Annotated in this window: 14 protein-coding genes; 6 read left to right on the forward strand and 8 right to left on the reverse strand. The window is 73.5% G+C overall.

The features are described 5' to 3' along the window. The 4 genes from AB0E05_RS31790 to AB0E05_RS31805 form a co-directional block, all read right to left on the reverse strand. Positions 1-2,276: tetratricopeptide repeat protein (locus AB0E05_RS31790; RefSeq protein ID WP_361970176.1), on the reverse strand; the 2,276-nt coding region annotated here is incomplete at its 3' end. Between the two features lie 133 nt (positions 2,277-2,409). Continuing rightward, positions 2,410-2,742, reverse strand: a complete 333-nt coding sequence (locus tag AB0E05_RS31795) for a trypco2 family protein (RefSeq protein ID WP_361970179.1) — start codon at positions 2,740-2,742, stop codon at positions 2,410-2,412. Between the two features lie 144 nt (positions 2,743-2,886). Beyond that, complete coding sequence (locus tag AB0E05_RS31800) at positions 2,887-3,225, reverse strand: hypothetical protein (RefSeq protein WP_361970182.1); 339 nt, start codon at positions 3,223-3,225, stop codon at positions 2,887-2,889. A gap of 212 nt (positions 3,226-3,437) precedes the next feature. Continuing rightward, complete coding sequence (locus tag AB0E05_RS31805; RefSeq protein ID WP_361970185.1) at positions 3,438-4,172, reverse strand: serine protease; 735 nt, start codon at positions 4,170-4,172, stop codon at positions 3,438-3,440. Positions 4,173-4,269: 97 nt separating this feature from the next. Here AB0E05_RS31805 and AB0E05_RS31810 point away from each other — a divergent pair, with 97 nt between their 5' ends. Further along, positions 4,270-4,953 carry a response regulator transcription factor gene (locus AB0E05_RS31810; protein WP_361970188.1) on the forward strand — a complete coding sequence of 228 codons (684 nt, stop codon included), beginning with the start codon at positions 4,270-4,272 and terminating at the stop codon, positions 4,951-4,953. Positions 4,954-5,177: 224 nt separating this feature from the next. Here the strand turns inward: AB0E05_RS31810 and AB0E05_RS31815 are convergent, their stop codons facing one another. Beyond that, entirely contained in the window at positions 5,178-6,023 is an 846-nt protein-coding gene (locus AB0E05_RS31815) for a helix-turn-helix transcriptional regulator (RefSeq protein WP_361970191.1), read from the reverse strand. A gap of 176 nt (positions 6,024-6,199) precedes the next feature. On the opposite strand from AB0E05_RS31815, the gene AB0E05_RS31820 reads away from it, so the two are divergent. After that, positions 6,200-7,102, forward strand: a complete 903-nt coding sequence (locus tag AB0E05_RS31820) for an MBL fold metallo-hydrolase (protein WP_361970194.1) — start codon at positions 6,200-6,202, stop codon at positions 7,100-7,102. 55 nt (positions 7,103-7,157) lie between these two features. Continuing rightward, positions 7,158-8,567, forward strand: a complete 1,410-nt coding sequence (locus AB0E05_RS31825; protein WP_361970197.1) for a carboxylesterase family protein — start codon at positions 7,158-7,160, stop codon at positions 8,565-8,567. 382 nt (positions 8,568-8,949) lie between these two features. Here the strand turns inward: AB0E05_RS31825 and AB0E05_RS31830 are convergent, their stop codons facing one another. After that, positions 8,950-9,972, reverse strand: coding sequence for an AraC family transcriptional regulator (locus AB0E05_RS31830; RefSeq protein WP_361970200.1), 1,023 nt, complete (start codon positions 9,970-9,972; stop codon positions 8,950-8,952). Between the two features lie 82 nt (positions 9,973-10,054). Here AB0E05_RS31830 and AB0E05_RS31835 point away from each other — a divergent pair, with 82 nt between their 5' ends. Together AB0E05_RS31835 and AB0E05_RS31840 are read left to right on the forward strand one after the other, a co-directional pair. Then, positions 10,055-10,891, forward strand: coding sequence for an NAD(P)H-binding protein (locus AB0E05_RS31835; protein ID WP_361970203.1), 837 nt, complete (start codon positions 10,055-10,057; stop codon positions 10,889-10,891). Between the two features lie 129 nt (positions 10,892-11,020). After that, the gene (locus tag AB0E05_RS31840; RefSeq protein WP_361970206.1) at positions 11,021-11,320 is read left to right on the forward strand and encodes a hypothetical protein; all 300 of its coding nucleotides are present in this window, start codon (positions 11,021-11,023) and stop codon (positions 11,318-11,320) included. Positions 11,321-11,648: 328 nt separating this feature from the next. On the opposite strand, the gene AB0E05_RS31845 is transcribed toward AB0E05_RS31840, so the two are convergent. Further along, the gene (locus tag AB0E05_RS31845; RefSeq protein ID WP_361970209.1) at positions 11,649-12,479 is read right to left on the reverse strand and encodes a M55 family metallopeptidase; all 831 of its coding nucleotides are present in this window, start codon (positions 12,477-12,479) and stop codon (positions 11,649-11,651) included. 214 nt (positions 12,480-12,693) lie between these two features. Between AB0E05_RS31845 and AB0E05_RS31850 the strand changes: the two genes are divergently transcribed. Further along, entirely contained in the window at positions 12,694-14,076 is a 1,383-nt protein-coding gene (locus tag AB0E05_RS31850; protein WP_361970212.1) for a diacylglycerol kinase family protein, read from the forward strand. Here AB0E05_RS31850 and AB0E05_RS31855 read toward each other — a convergent pair. Next, positions 14,071-14,592: a GNAT family N-acetyltransferase gene (locus AB0E05_RS31855; protein WP_361970215.1), complete on the reverse strand. Its 522-nt coding sequence runs from the start codon at positions 14,590-14,592 to the stop codon at positions 14,071-14,073. The genes AB0E05_RS31850 and AB0E05_RS31855 overlap by 6 nt on opposite strands. Between the last annotated feature and the right edge of the window lie 72 nt (positions 14,593-14,664).

The following is a 14,664-nucleotide window of genomic DNA, read 5'->3' on the forward strand; positions in this document are numbered from 1 at the left end:
GCGGCTAGGGCCTCCGCCCGCCGCCCCACCTCCCCCAGGCGGACGGACAGGTTGTTCAGGGACATTGCGAGGTCGGGGAGGTAGGCGTCCGGGTCGGCCTCTACGAGGGTGCGGCGGATGCGTACGGCTTCCTCGATCGCGGCCAGGCCCTCCGCCCGCCGCCCCACCTCCCCCAGGCGGTTGGACAGGTTGTTCAGGGACGTGGCGAGGTCGGGGAGATAGGCGTCCGGGTCGGCCTCGGCGAGGGCGCGGTGGCGGCTGGTGATGGTTTGGAGGAGGTGGACGGCGGTTCGGGCGAGGCGTCTGCTGGAGTGCGGGAACCGGTCGTGCAGGGTGGTGAGGTCGTCGAGTTCCGCGGTGGGGTCGGTGGCGAGGATGTCGAGGGCGGTGATGAGGGGTTGGGGGTGGTCGGTCTGGACGGCGGTGGCGATGAGGTGGGGGGCGAGCCGGTCCTGGTGTCGTGTGCACAGGCGGGTGAGGTGGGTGTCGAGGCGGCCGTCGAAGACGGCGTGGGCGGCGGCGCGGCTGTAGACGGTCAGGAGCTGGGCCGTCTGGGCGTCGTCGGCGCCGTCGACCAGGCGTTCGGCCAGGGTGGGGTCGGTGTCCAGGACCCGCCCGATGTGGCGTTCGGCGAGCCGGTCGGGCTGGAGCACGCCCCATGGCCGGCCCGGCGCGGTGGGCGGGTAGAGGGCGGCGACCCAGGCGGTGACCTGGTCGCGCCGGTCGCGTGCCTGGTCGGCCAGTGCCGGGAGTCTCGACCACGTGCTGTCGGCCTGCTCGCGGTCGGCCGCGCCCATGAGGTGGGCGGCGGCCAGGGCCGTTTCCAGCGTGCCACGGCTCAGCGCCGAGGTGAGTCCGCGAGCTTCGGCACCGTGCTGCCAGTAGCGGCGCTCATGCCCGAGCAGCCGGTCTTCCACCCCCTGCGCCCGATCGGCCGGTGACCGTACTGCCCCGGTGCCGTCCGGCGTGAGGGTGTCGAGGAGGTCGGCGAGCACGGTCATCTGCAGGGTCAGTGCGTTCGCGAACCCGTCGTCGTCGAGGCTCGGGGTCGGAAGGGCGTCGGCGACGGTGCGCCAGGGGTGACCGGCCAGGCCGCGCACCCTCGGGAGGGCGTCGGCCAGTGCGCGAGCGGCGGTGCGGTAGGCATGCGTGCGCGGGCCCGGGTCCTGCTCCAGCGGCGCCAACGGAACCGAGGGCGCGTCGTCGAGGTAGTCCTCGGCGAGGCGGGTGGCGCTCTTCGCCTGGGCCCACCAGTCGCCGTCGGTACGGGCCAGCAGCAGCACCTTGAACGGAGTGCTGCCGGGATGGCCGACGGCGGCCCCGACGAGCGCGGCCAGCTGCCCGGCGCGGGCCTCCGCGTAGTCGAGGACGACCAGCAGCGGCCTGGCCACGTGGCACAGCTCGCGCAGTTCGGACGCGTCGGCGTCTGCGCCCGGCCACAGCACGGCCCACCCCTCGGCTGCCAGCAGCCCCGCCAAGTGGTGGGCGAGCCGGGTCTTGCCCTGCCCGCCCGGCCCGTGCAACAGCCACGCCCCGAACCCGCCCCACCCGCACCACGTGAGCAGTTCGGCGAGCAGGTCGTCACGGCCGTGGAAGGGAACCGTCTGCCGGCCGGCCTGCAACAGCGCCGCCGGCGAAGCCGGGCCCGCACTGCCTCCGGCGGCCTCGGAATCGGCCAGGTGCTGGAGCTCCACCGCCTCCAGCCCGGCCGCGGAGGCACCGTACTCGGCCAACGCCGCGCGGAACGCCGGATCGTGGTGCAGCACGTAGGCCGGGACGACGTTCAGCTGACCGTGCTCGGAATGCGCACGGTCGGAGGCCACCACCCCGGTGCACAGCCGGTCGCAGAACACGGCCGCCCCCGACAGGCCGCCCCACGGCGAGGCACCCTCATCCCACCACTGCGGGGGGTGCTGGCGCAGGTCCATGACGTATCGGTTGCCGACGAACCCGCTGCCCGGATTGATCCGCCCCTCCACCTGGACGGCCTCCACCGGCTGCCCGGGCCTCTGAGCCACGTCCGGCACGCCCCACGTCTCGCATGCGGTGCCGGGCCGGTCCGTCACCAGCCGCCCCCAACAGACCTCCACCTGCGGTAACCGCCAACCGGGTTCGTCGTCGAGCGCGACCAGCGCGGCGTCGTCCCGCCCGCCGGGCGTGCCGCACCACACCACCCGCCCACCCGGCGTGCCGTCACCACCGGGGCGGAACACCTGAACCCGCTCACCGGCCCGGGCCACGACGTGCGCGGACGTCAGCACGAGCCGCCCGCCCACGGCATACCCCGACCCCGGACCGCCCGGCCCGGTCACACCCAGCACACGCCCCCGCTCCACCCCGACCCTCCAGCACCTCTTCGGACACCTTCAGTGCGCCGCTGACCGCCGACCGCCGGCCCGGGCCGGCCGGTCAGTCCGGGATACGACCCGACACGTCCCCAGGACCGGCGGGGCGTTCCGGTGAACCGCTGACCAGCAGGTCACCGCCGCGTGCGTTCCTCGGCGTGAGCGTGAACGACACCCGGTGCGTACGACCGCGCGCCACCCCGGCCTCCACCTCCGCGCCGACCGCCCACAGCTTGAAGCCGCCCTTCACCCGCGCGTCCGCCCGCAGCTCGACCTCGAACTCCATCTCCACCGGGCCCACCGCGAAGGTCAGGTCCGGGTGGTTCCCGCCGACGCGGGCCGCCGCGATCAGCTCGTCCCGTACCGCCGCCACCGCATCCACCAGAGGAACGTCCACGACACCCACCCCGCCCGTCGTCCGAGAGACCGCCACATCAGCAAGGACACCGTAAATCCGTCCCACCACCCGCCGCAGCCGAATGCGCTCAAGCACCGACAGCCTCCGGGGGCCTCCGTGCCGGAGGTCCCGGGAGGAGTCGTCTCAAGCGACGTTGAGGACGCTCTCCGCGTGGTCGATCGTGCCCGCCCCGGGGTTCACGTAGATCAGGATGGTGTGTTCGCCTTGGGACAGCCGGCCGAGCTTCACGTAGCCGGGGGTCGATTCGCCGGGGAGGAGGGATGGGGACGGCCACTCCTGGATGAAGGTGTCGTCGACCTCGACTCCCACCCGAGCGGTTCCGCTGGCGTCGCCGGCGTTGCGGACCTCGAAGCTGATCCGTGTGCCGGCGTCGTGGTGCGGGACGTCGTGACCGTCGGGGTTGTCGTCGGGGTCGGGCATGGTGCCGACGCCACCTGTGGCGAGTTCGAACATTTCAGACAACGTCCTCACCTCTTTCTCTGTCGTGCGTGCTTCTTCTCCCCGCTTCTCCCCGCATCTCTCCGCATCTCTCCGCATCTCTTCGTTTTTCTCCGCGCTCAGCGCGGCCGGCAGCAGAACTCGATGGGTGTCACGTGTGTTCACTTACCAGTCTGCGCCGGCCGCACTGGTTTCGCGACATCGGTCAACGTGCAGGTCAGGCGGGATCAGGGCGCCTACTTGACGCTCCGGGCGATCCACTTCCGGTACTGGGTCACGTCGGTGAAGGACGACCGCGCGTGGGTGTCGGTTTGGTAGCCGGACGACGTCACCCCGGCGAGTCGCCAGCCGCTGCCGGACCTGATCACCAGCGGTCCGCCGGAATCGCCGGGCCCGGTGCCGCGGAACCTGTCGTCCTCGAAGTGGAGCTTGTCGTTCGTCTTCTTGCTCAGCGGCAGCTCAAGCACCTGGAGCTTTTCGGGCTGGCAGACGGCGTCGAGGCATGCGTTCCCCCACCCCAGCATCCGGGCCGACGTGCTGATCGGCGGCGACTTGCGGTTGAGTTGGGCGGGCGCGTGGCGAACCGGCTTGTCCAGCTTGAGCAGGGCGAGGTCCGGGCCCGAGAAGACGCCGCCCGTGTACCTGGCGTCGGGGTGCTGGACGATCTGCTTGACCTTGGCGACGGTGCCGCCGCTGCTGGCGTTGAGGCTGCCGATCCGGACCCGGATGTCCTCCTTCGGCGTCTCGCCGTGGCCCACGCAGTGGAACGCCGTCAGGACCCACTGGCCGTCGATGAGCGTGCTGCCGCAGAAGACGCCGTCCTTCGTCTGGAGGGAGGCCATCCAGCTCTCGGGCGCGGGGGCGTCGTCTCCGCCGACGACGGCGTGCGCCGGAGGCGTCAGGGCCGCCATTCCGACAAGGGCCGCGAGGGAAAGGGAAATCGCCGGAAGCCGGCCGGTCCGCTTCTTCATGAGGTGCATGGGACCGGTCTAGCCGGGTCCCGCGTTTCGTTTCCTTATCGGGTCCTTCAAACGCTGAGGAAATGCGCGCTGCGCTACGAATGGAGACATGAGGGTACTGGTGGTGGAAGACGAGGAGTTCCTGGCGGAGATGGTCGCCGAGGGGCTGCGGCGGGACGCGATCGCGGTGGACGTGGCGTACGACGGGACGCGCGCGCTGGCGAAGCTGGAGTCCGGCGGTTACGACGTGGTGGTCCTGGACCGGGACCTGCCCGGTGTGCACGGGGACGAGGTGTGCCGGTGGATGGTCGAGCGCCGGCTGCTGACCCGCGTGCTGATGCTGACGGCCTCCGGCACGGTGCGCGAGCGGGTGGAAGGGCTGGCGCTCGGCGCCGACGACTATCTGCCCAAGCCGTTCGCGTACGCCGAGCTGCTGGCCCGCGTCCTCGCCCTGGGCCGCCGGGTGCACCCCGCGCTGCCACCGGTGATCGAGCGCCCCGGCCTCGCCTTGGACACCGTGCGCCGCCAGGTCACCCGACGGGGGCGGTTGCTCTCCCTGACCCGAAAGGAGTTCGCGGTGCTGGAAGTGCTGCTCCGGGCGGACGGCGCCGTGGTGGGCAATGACGACCTCATCGAGCAGGTCTGGGAGGAGGACACCAGCTATCGCACCAACGCGATCCGGATCACCATCAGCAAGCTCCGCGCCAAACTCGGCGATCCACCGGTCATCGACACCGTCTCCGGCCTCGGCTACCGCATCGCCCAGGACCCCCTGACCGGTCGAGCCCGATGAGCGCGCAGCCGAGCCCGATGAGCGCGCACCGGCTGCGACGGCTGCTGCCGACCGGTGAGCGAGCCCGTCTGACGACCCCGTACGGGCGGCCCGCTCATCCTCGTCCCCGGCCTCATGCAGAGCGCGGTCAGCGAGGCGTCCCCGGCGTGCCGGCGGCTGGACGCGCTCGTCCGCGGGGCGGCTCGACACCTGACCGGCCCGGTCCGCCGGTCAGGGTCAGCCGGTCAGGTCGCATAAGCGCGCAGCAGCGCCAGGGCTTCCTCGGCGCGGGAGTTCTCCTGCGCCGTGACGAGGATGAAGGCCTGGTCGGCGGCGCGGGTGAGCGCGAGGATCTGGTGGGTGACGGTGAGTTCGCCGACCACGGGGTGACGCATGAGGTACGCCTCCGCTTCGCACGGCTTGACCTGGTGGTCGCTCCACAACACGGCGAACTCAGGGGATTTCGCGGTCAGTTCCCGCACCAGCGAGACGAGGAGCGCGTCCTCGGGATGGCGGCCGGCGACCTGGCGGATGTTGCCCACGACCGATCGCGCCTTGCGTTCCCAGTCCCCGTACAGCCTTCTGGTGTGCGGGTCGAGGAACGTCATGCGGAACACGTTGGGCCGGTCGTCCGGGTGGTCCGGGGCGGTGCGGGGGAGGTGGCCGGCGATCAGGGCGTGGCCCATGGCGTTCCAGGCCAGCACGTCCCCGCGGCGGCCCAGGACCAGCGCCGGGGTGTCACCGACGGAGCGCAGCAGGTCACGGGTGAGGGAGTCGGCCCGTTCCGCCGGGGGGCGCCGCATGGGGCCGTGGCGCTGTGCGGCGAGGTCCCGCAGGTGGGCGTGCTCGTGCTCGTCCAGCCCGAGGGCGGTGGCGAGCGCCTTCAGGACGCTGTCGGACGCGTTGCACGACCGGCCCTGTTCGAGGCGCGTGTAGTACGACACGCTGACGCCCGCCAGCTCCGACAGCTCCTCGCGTCTGAGGCCCGGCACCCGTCTGTGGCCGGGTAACTCGGGAAGGCCCACGTCCGCGGGGCGCACGAGGGCCCGACGGGCCCGCAGGAACTCACTGAGCTGCTGGGAACGCGCCATGACGTCGAGTATGCCTGCGCCCGCGGGCGTCAGCCTGACCCTGTCATGCGTAGGAACGCCTTGCGCAGGTCCGCCTATGCGTACGCACGCCCTGCGTACGCACGGGCGGGGCTGGTGCCCGCCGTCCTTCCCGGCGAGGTTGGCAGCCTCCACCGCCTCAACGGACAGGGTCAGCCATGCAGGAAGTCGTCCTCGGTGACGTGTCGATCACCCGGATCGTCGAGTACTACGGACCGGTCGGGATCGCCCCGGCCGCCTTCTTCCCCGAAGCGCCGGAAGGGGCGTGGCAGGAGCACGGGGAGTGGCTGGCGCCGGACTTCGTCGACCCCGCCGCGGACGAGTGCGTCAACGCGGTGCAGACCTGGCTGCTGCGCAGCGGGGGCGCGACGATCCTCGTGGACACCGGGATCGGCGACGACAAGGAGCGCCCCTACGCGCCGATCTGGAGCCGGCGGCGCACCGGCTTCCTCGACGAACTCGCCGAGGCGGGCGTGCAGCCGGAGGACGTCGACCTGGTGGTGAACACGCATCTGCACGTCGACCACGTCGGCTGGAACACCCGGCTCGCGGACCGCACCTGGGTGCCGACCTTCCCCAACGCCACGTATCTGATGCCGCGGCGCGACTTCGACTTCTGGAACCCGGAGAACGGGCACGTCCCACGGCTGGGGCGGGGGAACCAGAACGTGTTCGAGGACAGCGTGGCGCCGGTGCACGAGGCGGGGCAGGCGCTGCTGTGGGACGACGGCCACACCATCGACGCCAACCTGCGGCTCGACCTCGCACCGGGGCACACCCCGGGCTCCTCGGTCCTGACGCTGGAATCGGGCACCGACCGGGCGCTGTTCGTCGGTGACCTGCTCCACACGCCGCTCCAGTTCGTCTCGCCCGACACCAACAGCTGCTTCTGCGAGGACCCGGCCGAGGCCCGGGCCACCCGGCGCCGGCTGCTCGGCCGGGCCAGCGACACCAACGCGCTCGTCCTGCCGGCGCACCTGGGCGGGGCCGGCGGGGCCGAGGTCGTACGGGACGGGGACGGGTTCGCCATCGAGGCATGGGCGCCGTTCGACCGCATCTGAACCACACCGACCCCGCACCGCGCGGGAGAACGAGGGACCCGTGTCCGATCTGGTCGTGACCATGACGGAAGGCCGCGTCCGCGGAGCCGTCACCGAATCCACCGGTGCCGAGGTGCGGCGGTTCCTCGCCGTCCCCTACGCCGCACCCCCGCAGGGCGCCGGCCGCTTCGCGCCGCCCCGCCGCCACGACCGGTGGACGGGCGTCCGCGACGCCCTGACCCCCGGGCCCAGCGCCCCGCAGCCGCGCCGCGACGCCTTCGGCGCGCTCGACATGTCCCCCTACTTCGGCTCCGGTTGGGTCCGCGGCGAGGACCACCTCACCGTGAACGTGTGGGCTCCGCGCGAGGCCGACCGCTGCCCGGTGATGGTGTTCGTGCACGGCGGCGGGTTCGTGGCCGGCTCGACCGGTGCCGCGCTGTACGACGGCGCCGCGTTCGCCCGCGACGGCGTGGTCCTGGTGACGCTGAACTACCGCCTCGGCGTCGCGGGCTTCCTGGACCTGCCCGGCGCACCGCCCAACCGCGGCCTGCTCGACGTCGTCGCCGCACTGCGCTGGGTCCGGCGCAACGTCGCGGCCTTCGGCGGCGACCCCGACGACGTCACCCTCTTCGGCCAGTCCGCGGGCGCCACGCTCGTCGGCGCGGTCCTCGCCGCGCCCGCCGCGGCCGGGCTCGTGCGGCGCGCGATCGTGCAGAGCGGCAGCGGGCTCGGCGCGTTCTCCCCCGAGCAGGCCGCACGGGTGACGCGCACGGCCGCGGCGGCGCTCGGCGTCGCGCCGACGGCCGCCGGCTTCGCGGACGTCCCCGACGAACGGTTCGTCGAGGTCGTGCCCGAGCTGGGCGGGCTCGACCTGCGGACCACCGACCACCGGGACCCCCTGATGGGGCTCAGCCCGTTCGGTCCCGTACTGGCCCGGCAGCCGGCCGAAAGCCCCCTCGCCGACGTCGACCTGCTGATCGGCACCAACGCGGAGGAGGGGAACCTCTACCTCGTGCCCCAGGGCGAGCTGGCGACCTCCACCGCGCAGGACGTCCGTGCGACCGCCGCGGCCCACGGCTCCGCCGGCCCGCTCGTCGCCGCCCACCGCGCCCGCCACCCGGACTCCCGGCACGGCGAGTTGCGTTCGGCGATCCTCGGCGACGCGCTGTTCGGCGCCGGCAGCCGACGGCTCGCCGATGCCCACGGCCGGGCCCACGTCTACGAGTTCGCCTGGCGGTCCCCCGCCGCCGGCGGCCTGCTCGGCGCCGCCCACGCCGTGGAACTCCCCTTCGTCTTCGACCGGCTCACCCTCCCCGCCCTGCGCGGCCCGCGAGGACTGCTGGGCCCGACTGACCCGGCTGATCCGACGGGCCCGCCCGCCGCGTTGGCCGCGGAGATGCACGCCGCGTGGGTGGCCTTCGCCCGCACCGGCGACCCGGGCTGGCCGCCGCTCAGCCGGGACGGGGGGATCCGCCGGTTCGCCTGAGCGCCCCCATCCGTGCCCGCGTGGCTACGGGGAAAGGTGCGGCACCAGACCCCGCGAGCCCAGCAAGATCCGGCAGAGAGGGCTTGGCCGCGTCCGCCCAAGTTCCGTCTGCTGTGCCTCTGGACGAAGCCGCGGTAGCCCTGCGGCGGCGTTGGTCTCTACCAGCCGGTGGTGGGTTGTTCGCGCAGTTCCCCGCGCCCCTCAACACCTCCGCCCATGGCCCGCAGGCGAGTGACGGGGGAAGCGAACCAGGGGCGCGAGGAACTGCGCGAACAACCCCCACCGGGCCGCGGACGCCATCACCGCACACACCCCACGGCGCCACCCGCGCCTGCCAAGGCAACGGCCCCACCGAAAGGGGCACGCGGAACTCTCGGACACTTCACGCGGTGGAGCCGGCCGCCGTAGCCGTACGAGTCGGAACGGGGCCGTCGGACGCGCGGGCGCGCGCGGACGCGGTGCGGCGGAACTCGCTCGGGTTGGCGCCCTGGACGCGCTTGAACGCCGCGCTGAAGCCGAACGGGTCCGCGTACCCCACGGCGCGGGCGACCTCCGCGACCGTCGCGGACGCCTGCTCGACCAGGAGGTCCGCGGCGAGCGTCATCCGCCAGCGCGTGAGGTACGTCAGCGGCGGCTCGCCCACCAGGTCGGAGAAGCGCTTGGCCAGGGTGGAACGGGACACTCCGGTGCGTTCCGCCAGCGCGCCCACCGTCCACGGCGCCGCCGGCTCGGCGTGCAGCAGCCGTAGCGCGTCGCCGACCACCGGGTCCCGCTGCGCCGCCCACCAGGGCGGGGACTCGCCGCCGGGGCGGTCGAACCACTGGCGCAACGTGCAGACCAGCATCCAGTCCAACAGCCGGTCGAGGACGACCTGTTGGCCCGGGGTGTCGACGGTCGCCTCCGCGGCGAGGTGGTCCAGCACGGCGTCGGCCGGGCCCCCGGGCGTCACCCGCAGGACGACGGGCAGCGCCTCCAGCAGCCGACGGCTGATCTCGCCGCGTACGGGATAGGCGCCGACGACCAGGGTCGTCGCGCCGCAGTCGGCGCGGGCCGCGGAGGCGCTGCCGAGCCCCTCGACGGGGTCGTGCCAGCCGATCCGGTGCCGCGTGCCGCCGTGCTCGGGCGTCGCGCAGAACTCGCCGCACTCGACCGGCACGGCGCTGGTGCCGATCTCGTCGACGAAGGTGAACGTGGCCGGGCCGCGGACGACGACCGTCTCGCGGGCCCGCAGCGGCTCGGGCGGATGGTGCTCCGGCACGATCCAACCCGACCCGTTCAACACCGTGCACAGGGTCAGCGGCGCCCCGTCCACGAAGTGCAGCGCCCAGGGCGGGCGCAGGGTCGAACTCCCGAACAACGAGCCGTGGGCCCGCACCCCTCGGATCAGATCACTGAACACGTCCACCCCCGCGAGGCTAGACGATGACGCAGGCAATCCGGCTTCTCACCCATGGGATCGTCCGAAGGTGCCGTGTTCAATCGAGGTCATGAGCGACGCCAACACTCTCGTACTCGGCGCAACGGGCAAGACCGGTCGGCGGGTCGCCGCCCGGCTGCGGCTGCGCGGCACCCCGGTCCGTTCCGCCTCCCGCACCAGCGCGGCGCCCTTCGACTGGTCCGAGCCCGGCGGCTGGGACGCCGTGCTGCGGGGCGCGGACGCCGTCTACCTGGTGCCCCCGACCGTGCCGGGCCCGGTGCACGAGTTCGTGGCCCGGGCCGAGGCCGCCGGGGTGCAGCGGCTGGTCCTGCTGTCCGGGCGCGGCTCCGACACCTGGGGCGACACCACGTTCGGCCTGGACATGCGCTCCGCCGAGGACGCCGTGCGCGGCTCCGCGCTGGAGTGGACCGTGGTGCGGCCGTCGAACTTCGCGCAGAACTTCGACGAGGACCTCTTCCACGCCCCGCTGGTCGCCGGGGAGCTGGCGCTCCCGGCCGGTGCGGTGTCCGACCCCTTCATCGACGTCGAGGACGTCGCCGACGTCGCGGCCGGGGTGCTGAACGAGCCCGGTCTGCACGCCGGGAAGACGTACGACGTCACCGGACCGCGCTCGATCACCTTCGGTGAGGCCACCGAGCTGATCGGACGGGCGAGCGGACGGCCCATCGCGTACCGGCAGATCTCCGCGGACGAGTACGTCGCGACGCTCGTCGACCAGGGGTTCGACGAGGACGCCGCGCACCACGTCGCCGAGATGTTCGTCCTGATGGAGCGCGGGCTGCTCGCCGCGCCGACGGAGGACGTCGCCGAGGTGCTGGGCCGACCCGCCCGGACCTTCGAGGACTACGTCGTACGGGTCGCGGCGGCGGGCGCCTGGCGCCCGTGACCGGCCTGATCCCCCGGGCGCCTACTCACGCGGCTTGAGTACGGGGGCTCATGTCGCGTCGCCCCGCCCGGGGTTGGATCAAGGGCAAGGAGGCCGGAAGGGGTCCGGGCCACCGGGGGAGGAGTCCACATGAGCGCGTTCGCACTGATGCGGTCCACCGTGCACCGCTTCGAGCGGGGCAAGGTCGCCATGACGATGGCGCTGGCGTACGCCGCGGTCGTCATCGGCCTCGCGCTGTGGATCGAGATGCTGTCGCTGTTCGGGGACGTCGGCTTCGCCGGGATCTGGCTGGGTCTCGCGACGTTCCCCAGCTCCCTGCCGATCATGATGCTCCCGGTGTACGGCCACGCGTGGCTCCTGCTCCAGACCGCCGCGGGACTGGGCCAGGCGTGGCTGCTGTGGCGCCTGCTGCGGGGCGCGTCCCGCTGAGGGCCGGGCGCCGGTGGAACGGCGGGCCGGCGCATCGCGCTCCACGAGGACCGCGACGCGTCGGGCACGGCGGTCGTGCTGGAGGTGCGGGAGCCCCGCGGCAGCGACGCCGACGGCGGGGACGAACAAGACCGGATCAACCAGACGATGTTGGATCTGGGAGCACCCCCGCGCACGGGCGGGGACGGCACGACGTCGATGTGACCGGGCCGCAGGATGTCGGGATCAGCCCCGGGTCTCCGGGGACGTCCAGCGGTCGAAGGAAAGATGCACCTCGGCCTTCGGACCAACCCCGCACGGCGGGGCACCCGCGCACACGTGGTCCGTGTCAGCAGTACGGCGGCTGGTTGGTCAAGGACGCCGCCACCCGCATCCACACCCCGAACTGCCGGTAGAGGGCGGGCAGGGCGCCCCGCGCCTGGACGGTGCGGCTGTCCGTCTCCGTCACCCCGGGGATGCCGAGCAGCGTCGACGCGACGGACGCCGACTGCCAGCGGACCGCGAGGGTGCACACGTCCGGCACGGCCACCGGGGACTTCGGCAGCGCGGCGAGACCGGCCGCGACCGTCTTCTCCATCTCCGTACGGGCCTCCTCGGCGGGCCGCAGCTCCGCGGCGAACCTGTCCCGCGCGTACTTCACCGCCACGGTCCGCACCGAGCCGTCCCACTCCGCCATCTCGGCGCAGGCCCGGTCGTCACCGGTGAGGACCGCCACCGGCACGCCGATGGCGGCTGCGGTGGCGTGCGCGAGCCCGATCTCGCCGACCGGCCGGCCGTCCAGCCAGATGTCCTCGATCTCGTGGCCCATGAAGCTGTGGCTCAGCACCCCGAGCGCCCCGGCCCGGGCGTGGTACCCGACGCAGACCACGGCGTCGTGCTCCGCGTCGAGCCCTGCGAGCATGCCCATCTGCTTGGGCCTGCCGCGGATCAGCCGGGCCGCCGGGTGCAGCGCCTCGGGCAATATGTTGCGCATCGGGCCGTGCGCGTCATTGACCGTGACCTCGGTGGCGCCGGCCGCGACGGCGCCCCGGACGGCGGCGTTCACGTCCTCCGCCATCATCAGCCGGCCGCGCTCGTAGTCCCGACCGGCTGGCTGGACGTCGGCCGCGTCGACGAGCCCCGTGACGCCCTCCATGTCCGCGCTGATGTAGATCCGCACTGCCCGTCCCCCTCAAGCCCCGCGCCCCTCAAGATCGGCCACTTGAAGGACGTCCGGCGATTGCCCCCTGGTTCCTCGTGCGGGGGGCGCGCGGTGTCGCGGGCAGCGCACTCGGGGCGCGTAGGGCGAGGGATGAGTGCGGACGAGGCATACGGAGGAGGTGTACGGCAGCGGCGTACCGGGGTCGCGGACTCACCTGCCTAGGGTCTGTTTTATGGGCCAGGACGAGCATGAGGGCGGGGCGGAGCCGGTGAGCGGCGGGGGCCTGGCGGCGCGGATGCTGGCCAGGGTCGCCCTGCTGGCGGTCGTGGGCGTCCTGGTCGTGCTGGTCGTCGCGGTGGGCGAGGCCGGGCTGGTGATCGTCGCGTCCGGGCTGGTCGGGCTGGTCGTCTGCGCCGTCGGCAGCTGGTGGTTCCTGGCGTACCGGGGCGTACGACGCCTCCTCGGCGCGGTCGTGGCGATCGCCGCGCCCGTGGCCGTCGTGGTGCTCTTCACCGTCGCCGGGCTGTGGCTCACGGCGCTGCTCCTGGGCGTGTGCTGGGCCGCGACGCTCACCTGCGCCAGGACGGCGCTGCGCAGGTCGGACCCGCGGCGGACGCAGCGCGCCCGGCGGGCCGTGGCCGCGCCCCGGCCCCGACGGGCCGTGTTGATCATGAACCCGAAGTCCGGGGGCGGGAAGGTGGGCCGCTTCGGACTGGTCGAACGGGCGCAGGCCCGGGGCGCACGCGTCGTCCTGCTCGACCCCGCTGCCCCGGTCGACGTCGCCGAACTGGCGCGCGCGGCGGTCGCCGACGGTGCGGACCTGCTGGGAGTGGCCGGCGGCGACGGCACACAGGCCCTCGTCGCGGCCGTCGCCGTCGAACACGACCTGCCGTTCCTCGTCGTCCCCGCCGGCACCCGCAACCACCTCGCCCTGGACCTCGGCCTCGACCGCGCCGACCCGTCCCGCTCCCTGGACGCCCTGACGGACGGCGAGGAGGTGCGCGTCGACCTCGGGTCGGTCTCGGGCCGGGCGTTCGTCAACACGGTCTCGTTCGGGGTGTACGCGGACGTCGTGCAGCGCCCCGAGTACCGCGACGCGAAGGCGGGCACGGCGCTCAGCGCCATGCCGGACCTGCTGGTCGGGGCGGGTGGCCGGCGGCTGGACGCGCACGTCGGCGAGGTCGCGCTCACGGCCCAGCAGGCGCTGCTGGTCAGCAACAACCCGTACGCCTCCCCGGACGCCCTCGGCGGCACCGGCCGCCGGCCCCGGCTGGACTCCGGCGTCCTGGGGGTGCTGGGGATCAGGGTGGAGGGCGCGGCACAGGCGGCGGACCTGGCGGTGCGGGGGTCGCAGTCGGCGGGCCTGACCGTGCTGACGGCGCGACGGGTGGAGGTGACGTCCGCGACCGCGTCGGGCGAGGGCGCAGGGGAGATCCCGGTCGCGGTGGACGGCGAGGCCCTGCGGATGCCCACGCCGGTGGTGTGCACCGTGCGGCCCCGCGCGCTGCGGGTCCTGGTCCCGCGCGACCGCGCCCCCGCGGTCGTCCCCGCCCCACCGCTGGACTGGCGCCGCCTGCTCCGACTGGCGTTCGCCCGTACGCCTACGTCGTCATAGCGCGAGGTGCATGACGTGGAGGCCGATGTACCCGTGCACGGGGTGGTGGAAGCCCTCCGGGACGGTGCCGACGACGGTGAAGCCGAGGGATTCGTACAACTTCACGGCGTGGACGTTCGTCTCGACGACGGCGTTGTACTGGATCGCCCGGAAGCCGCGGGCGCGGGCCCAGTCGATGGATTGCGTGCACAGGGCGCGGCCGACGCCACGGCGGGAGTGCGCCGGGTCGACGAGGTAGCTCGCGCTCGCGACGTGGGAGCCGTTGCCCTGCTGGTTGCGGTTCATCTTCGCGGTGCCGAGGACCGCACCGGCGTCGTCGACGGCGACGACCGTGCGGTCCGGCGCGGGCAGCAGCCACAGGTCCCGGCCCTGCTCCGACGTGAGGTCGGTGGGGTAGGTGAAGGTCTCGCCCGCGGCGATGACGGTGCGGAAGAAGGGCCAGATGGCGGGCCAGTCCTCGGCGGTGGCCTGCCGGATGTGGACCGGTGGTGCCGGTGGTGCCGGTGGTGTCTGCATGGGGACAGGATGCCGGGGCGCGGCGGCGGCCTCCACCGGGTTTGGGCTCGGGAGCGGGGCCGATCCGGAGGG

This window comes from Streptomyces sp. NPDC048057 (assembly GCF_040653095.1).
Taxonomy (GTDB): Bacteria; Actinomycetota; Actinomycetes; order Streptomycetales; family Streptomycetaceae; genus Streptomyces.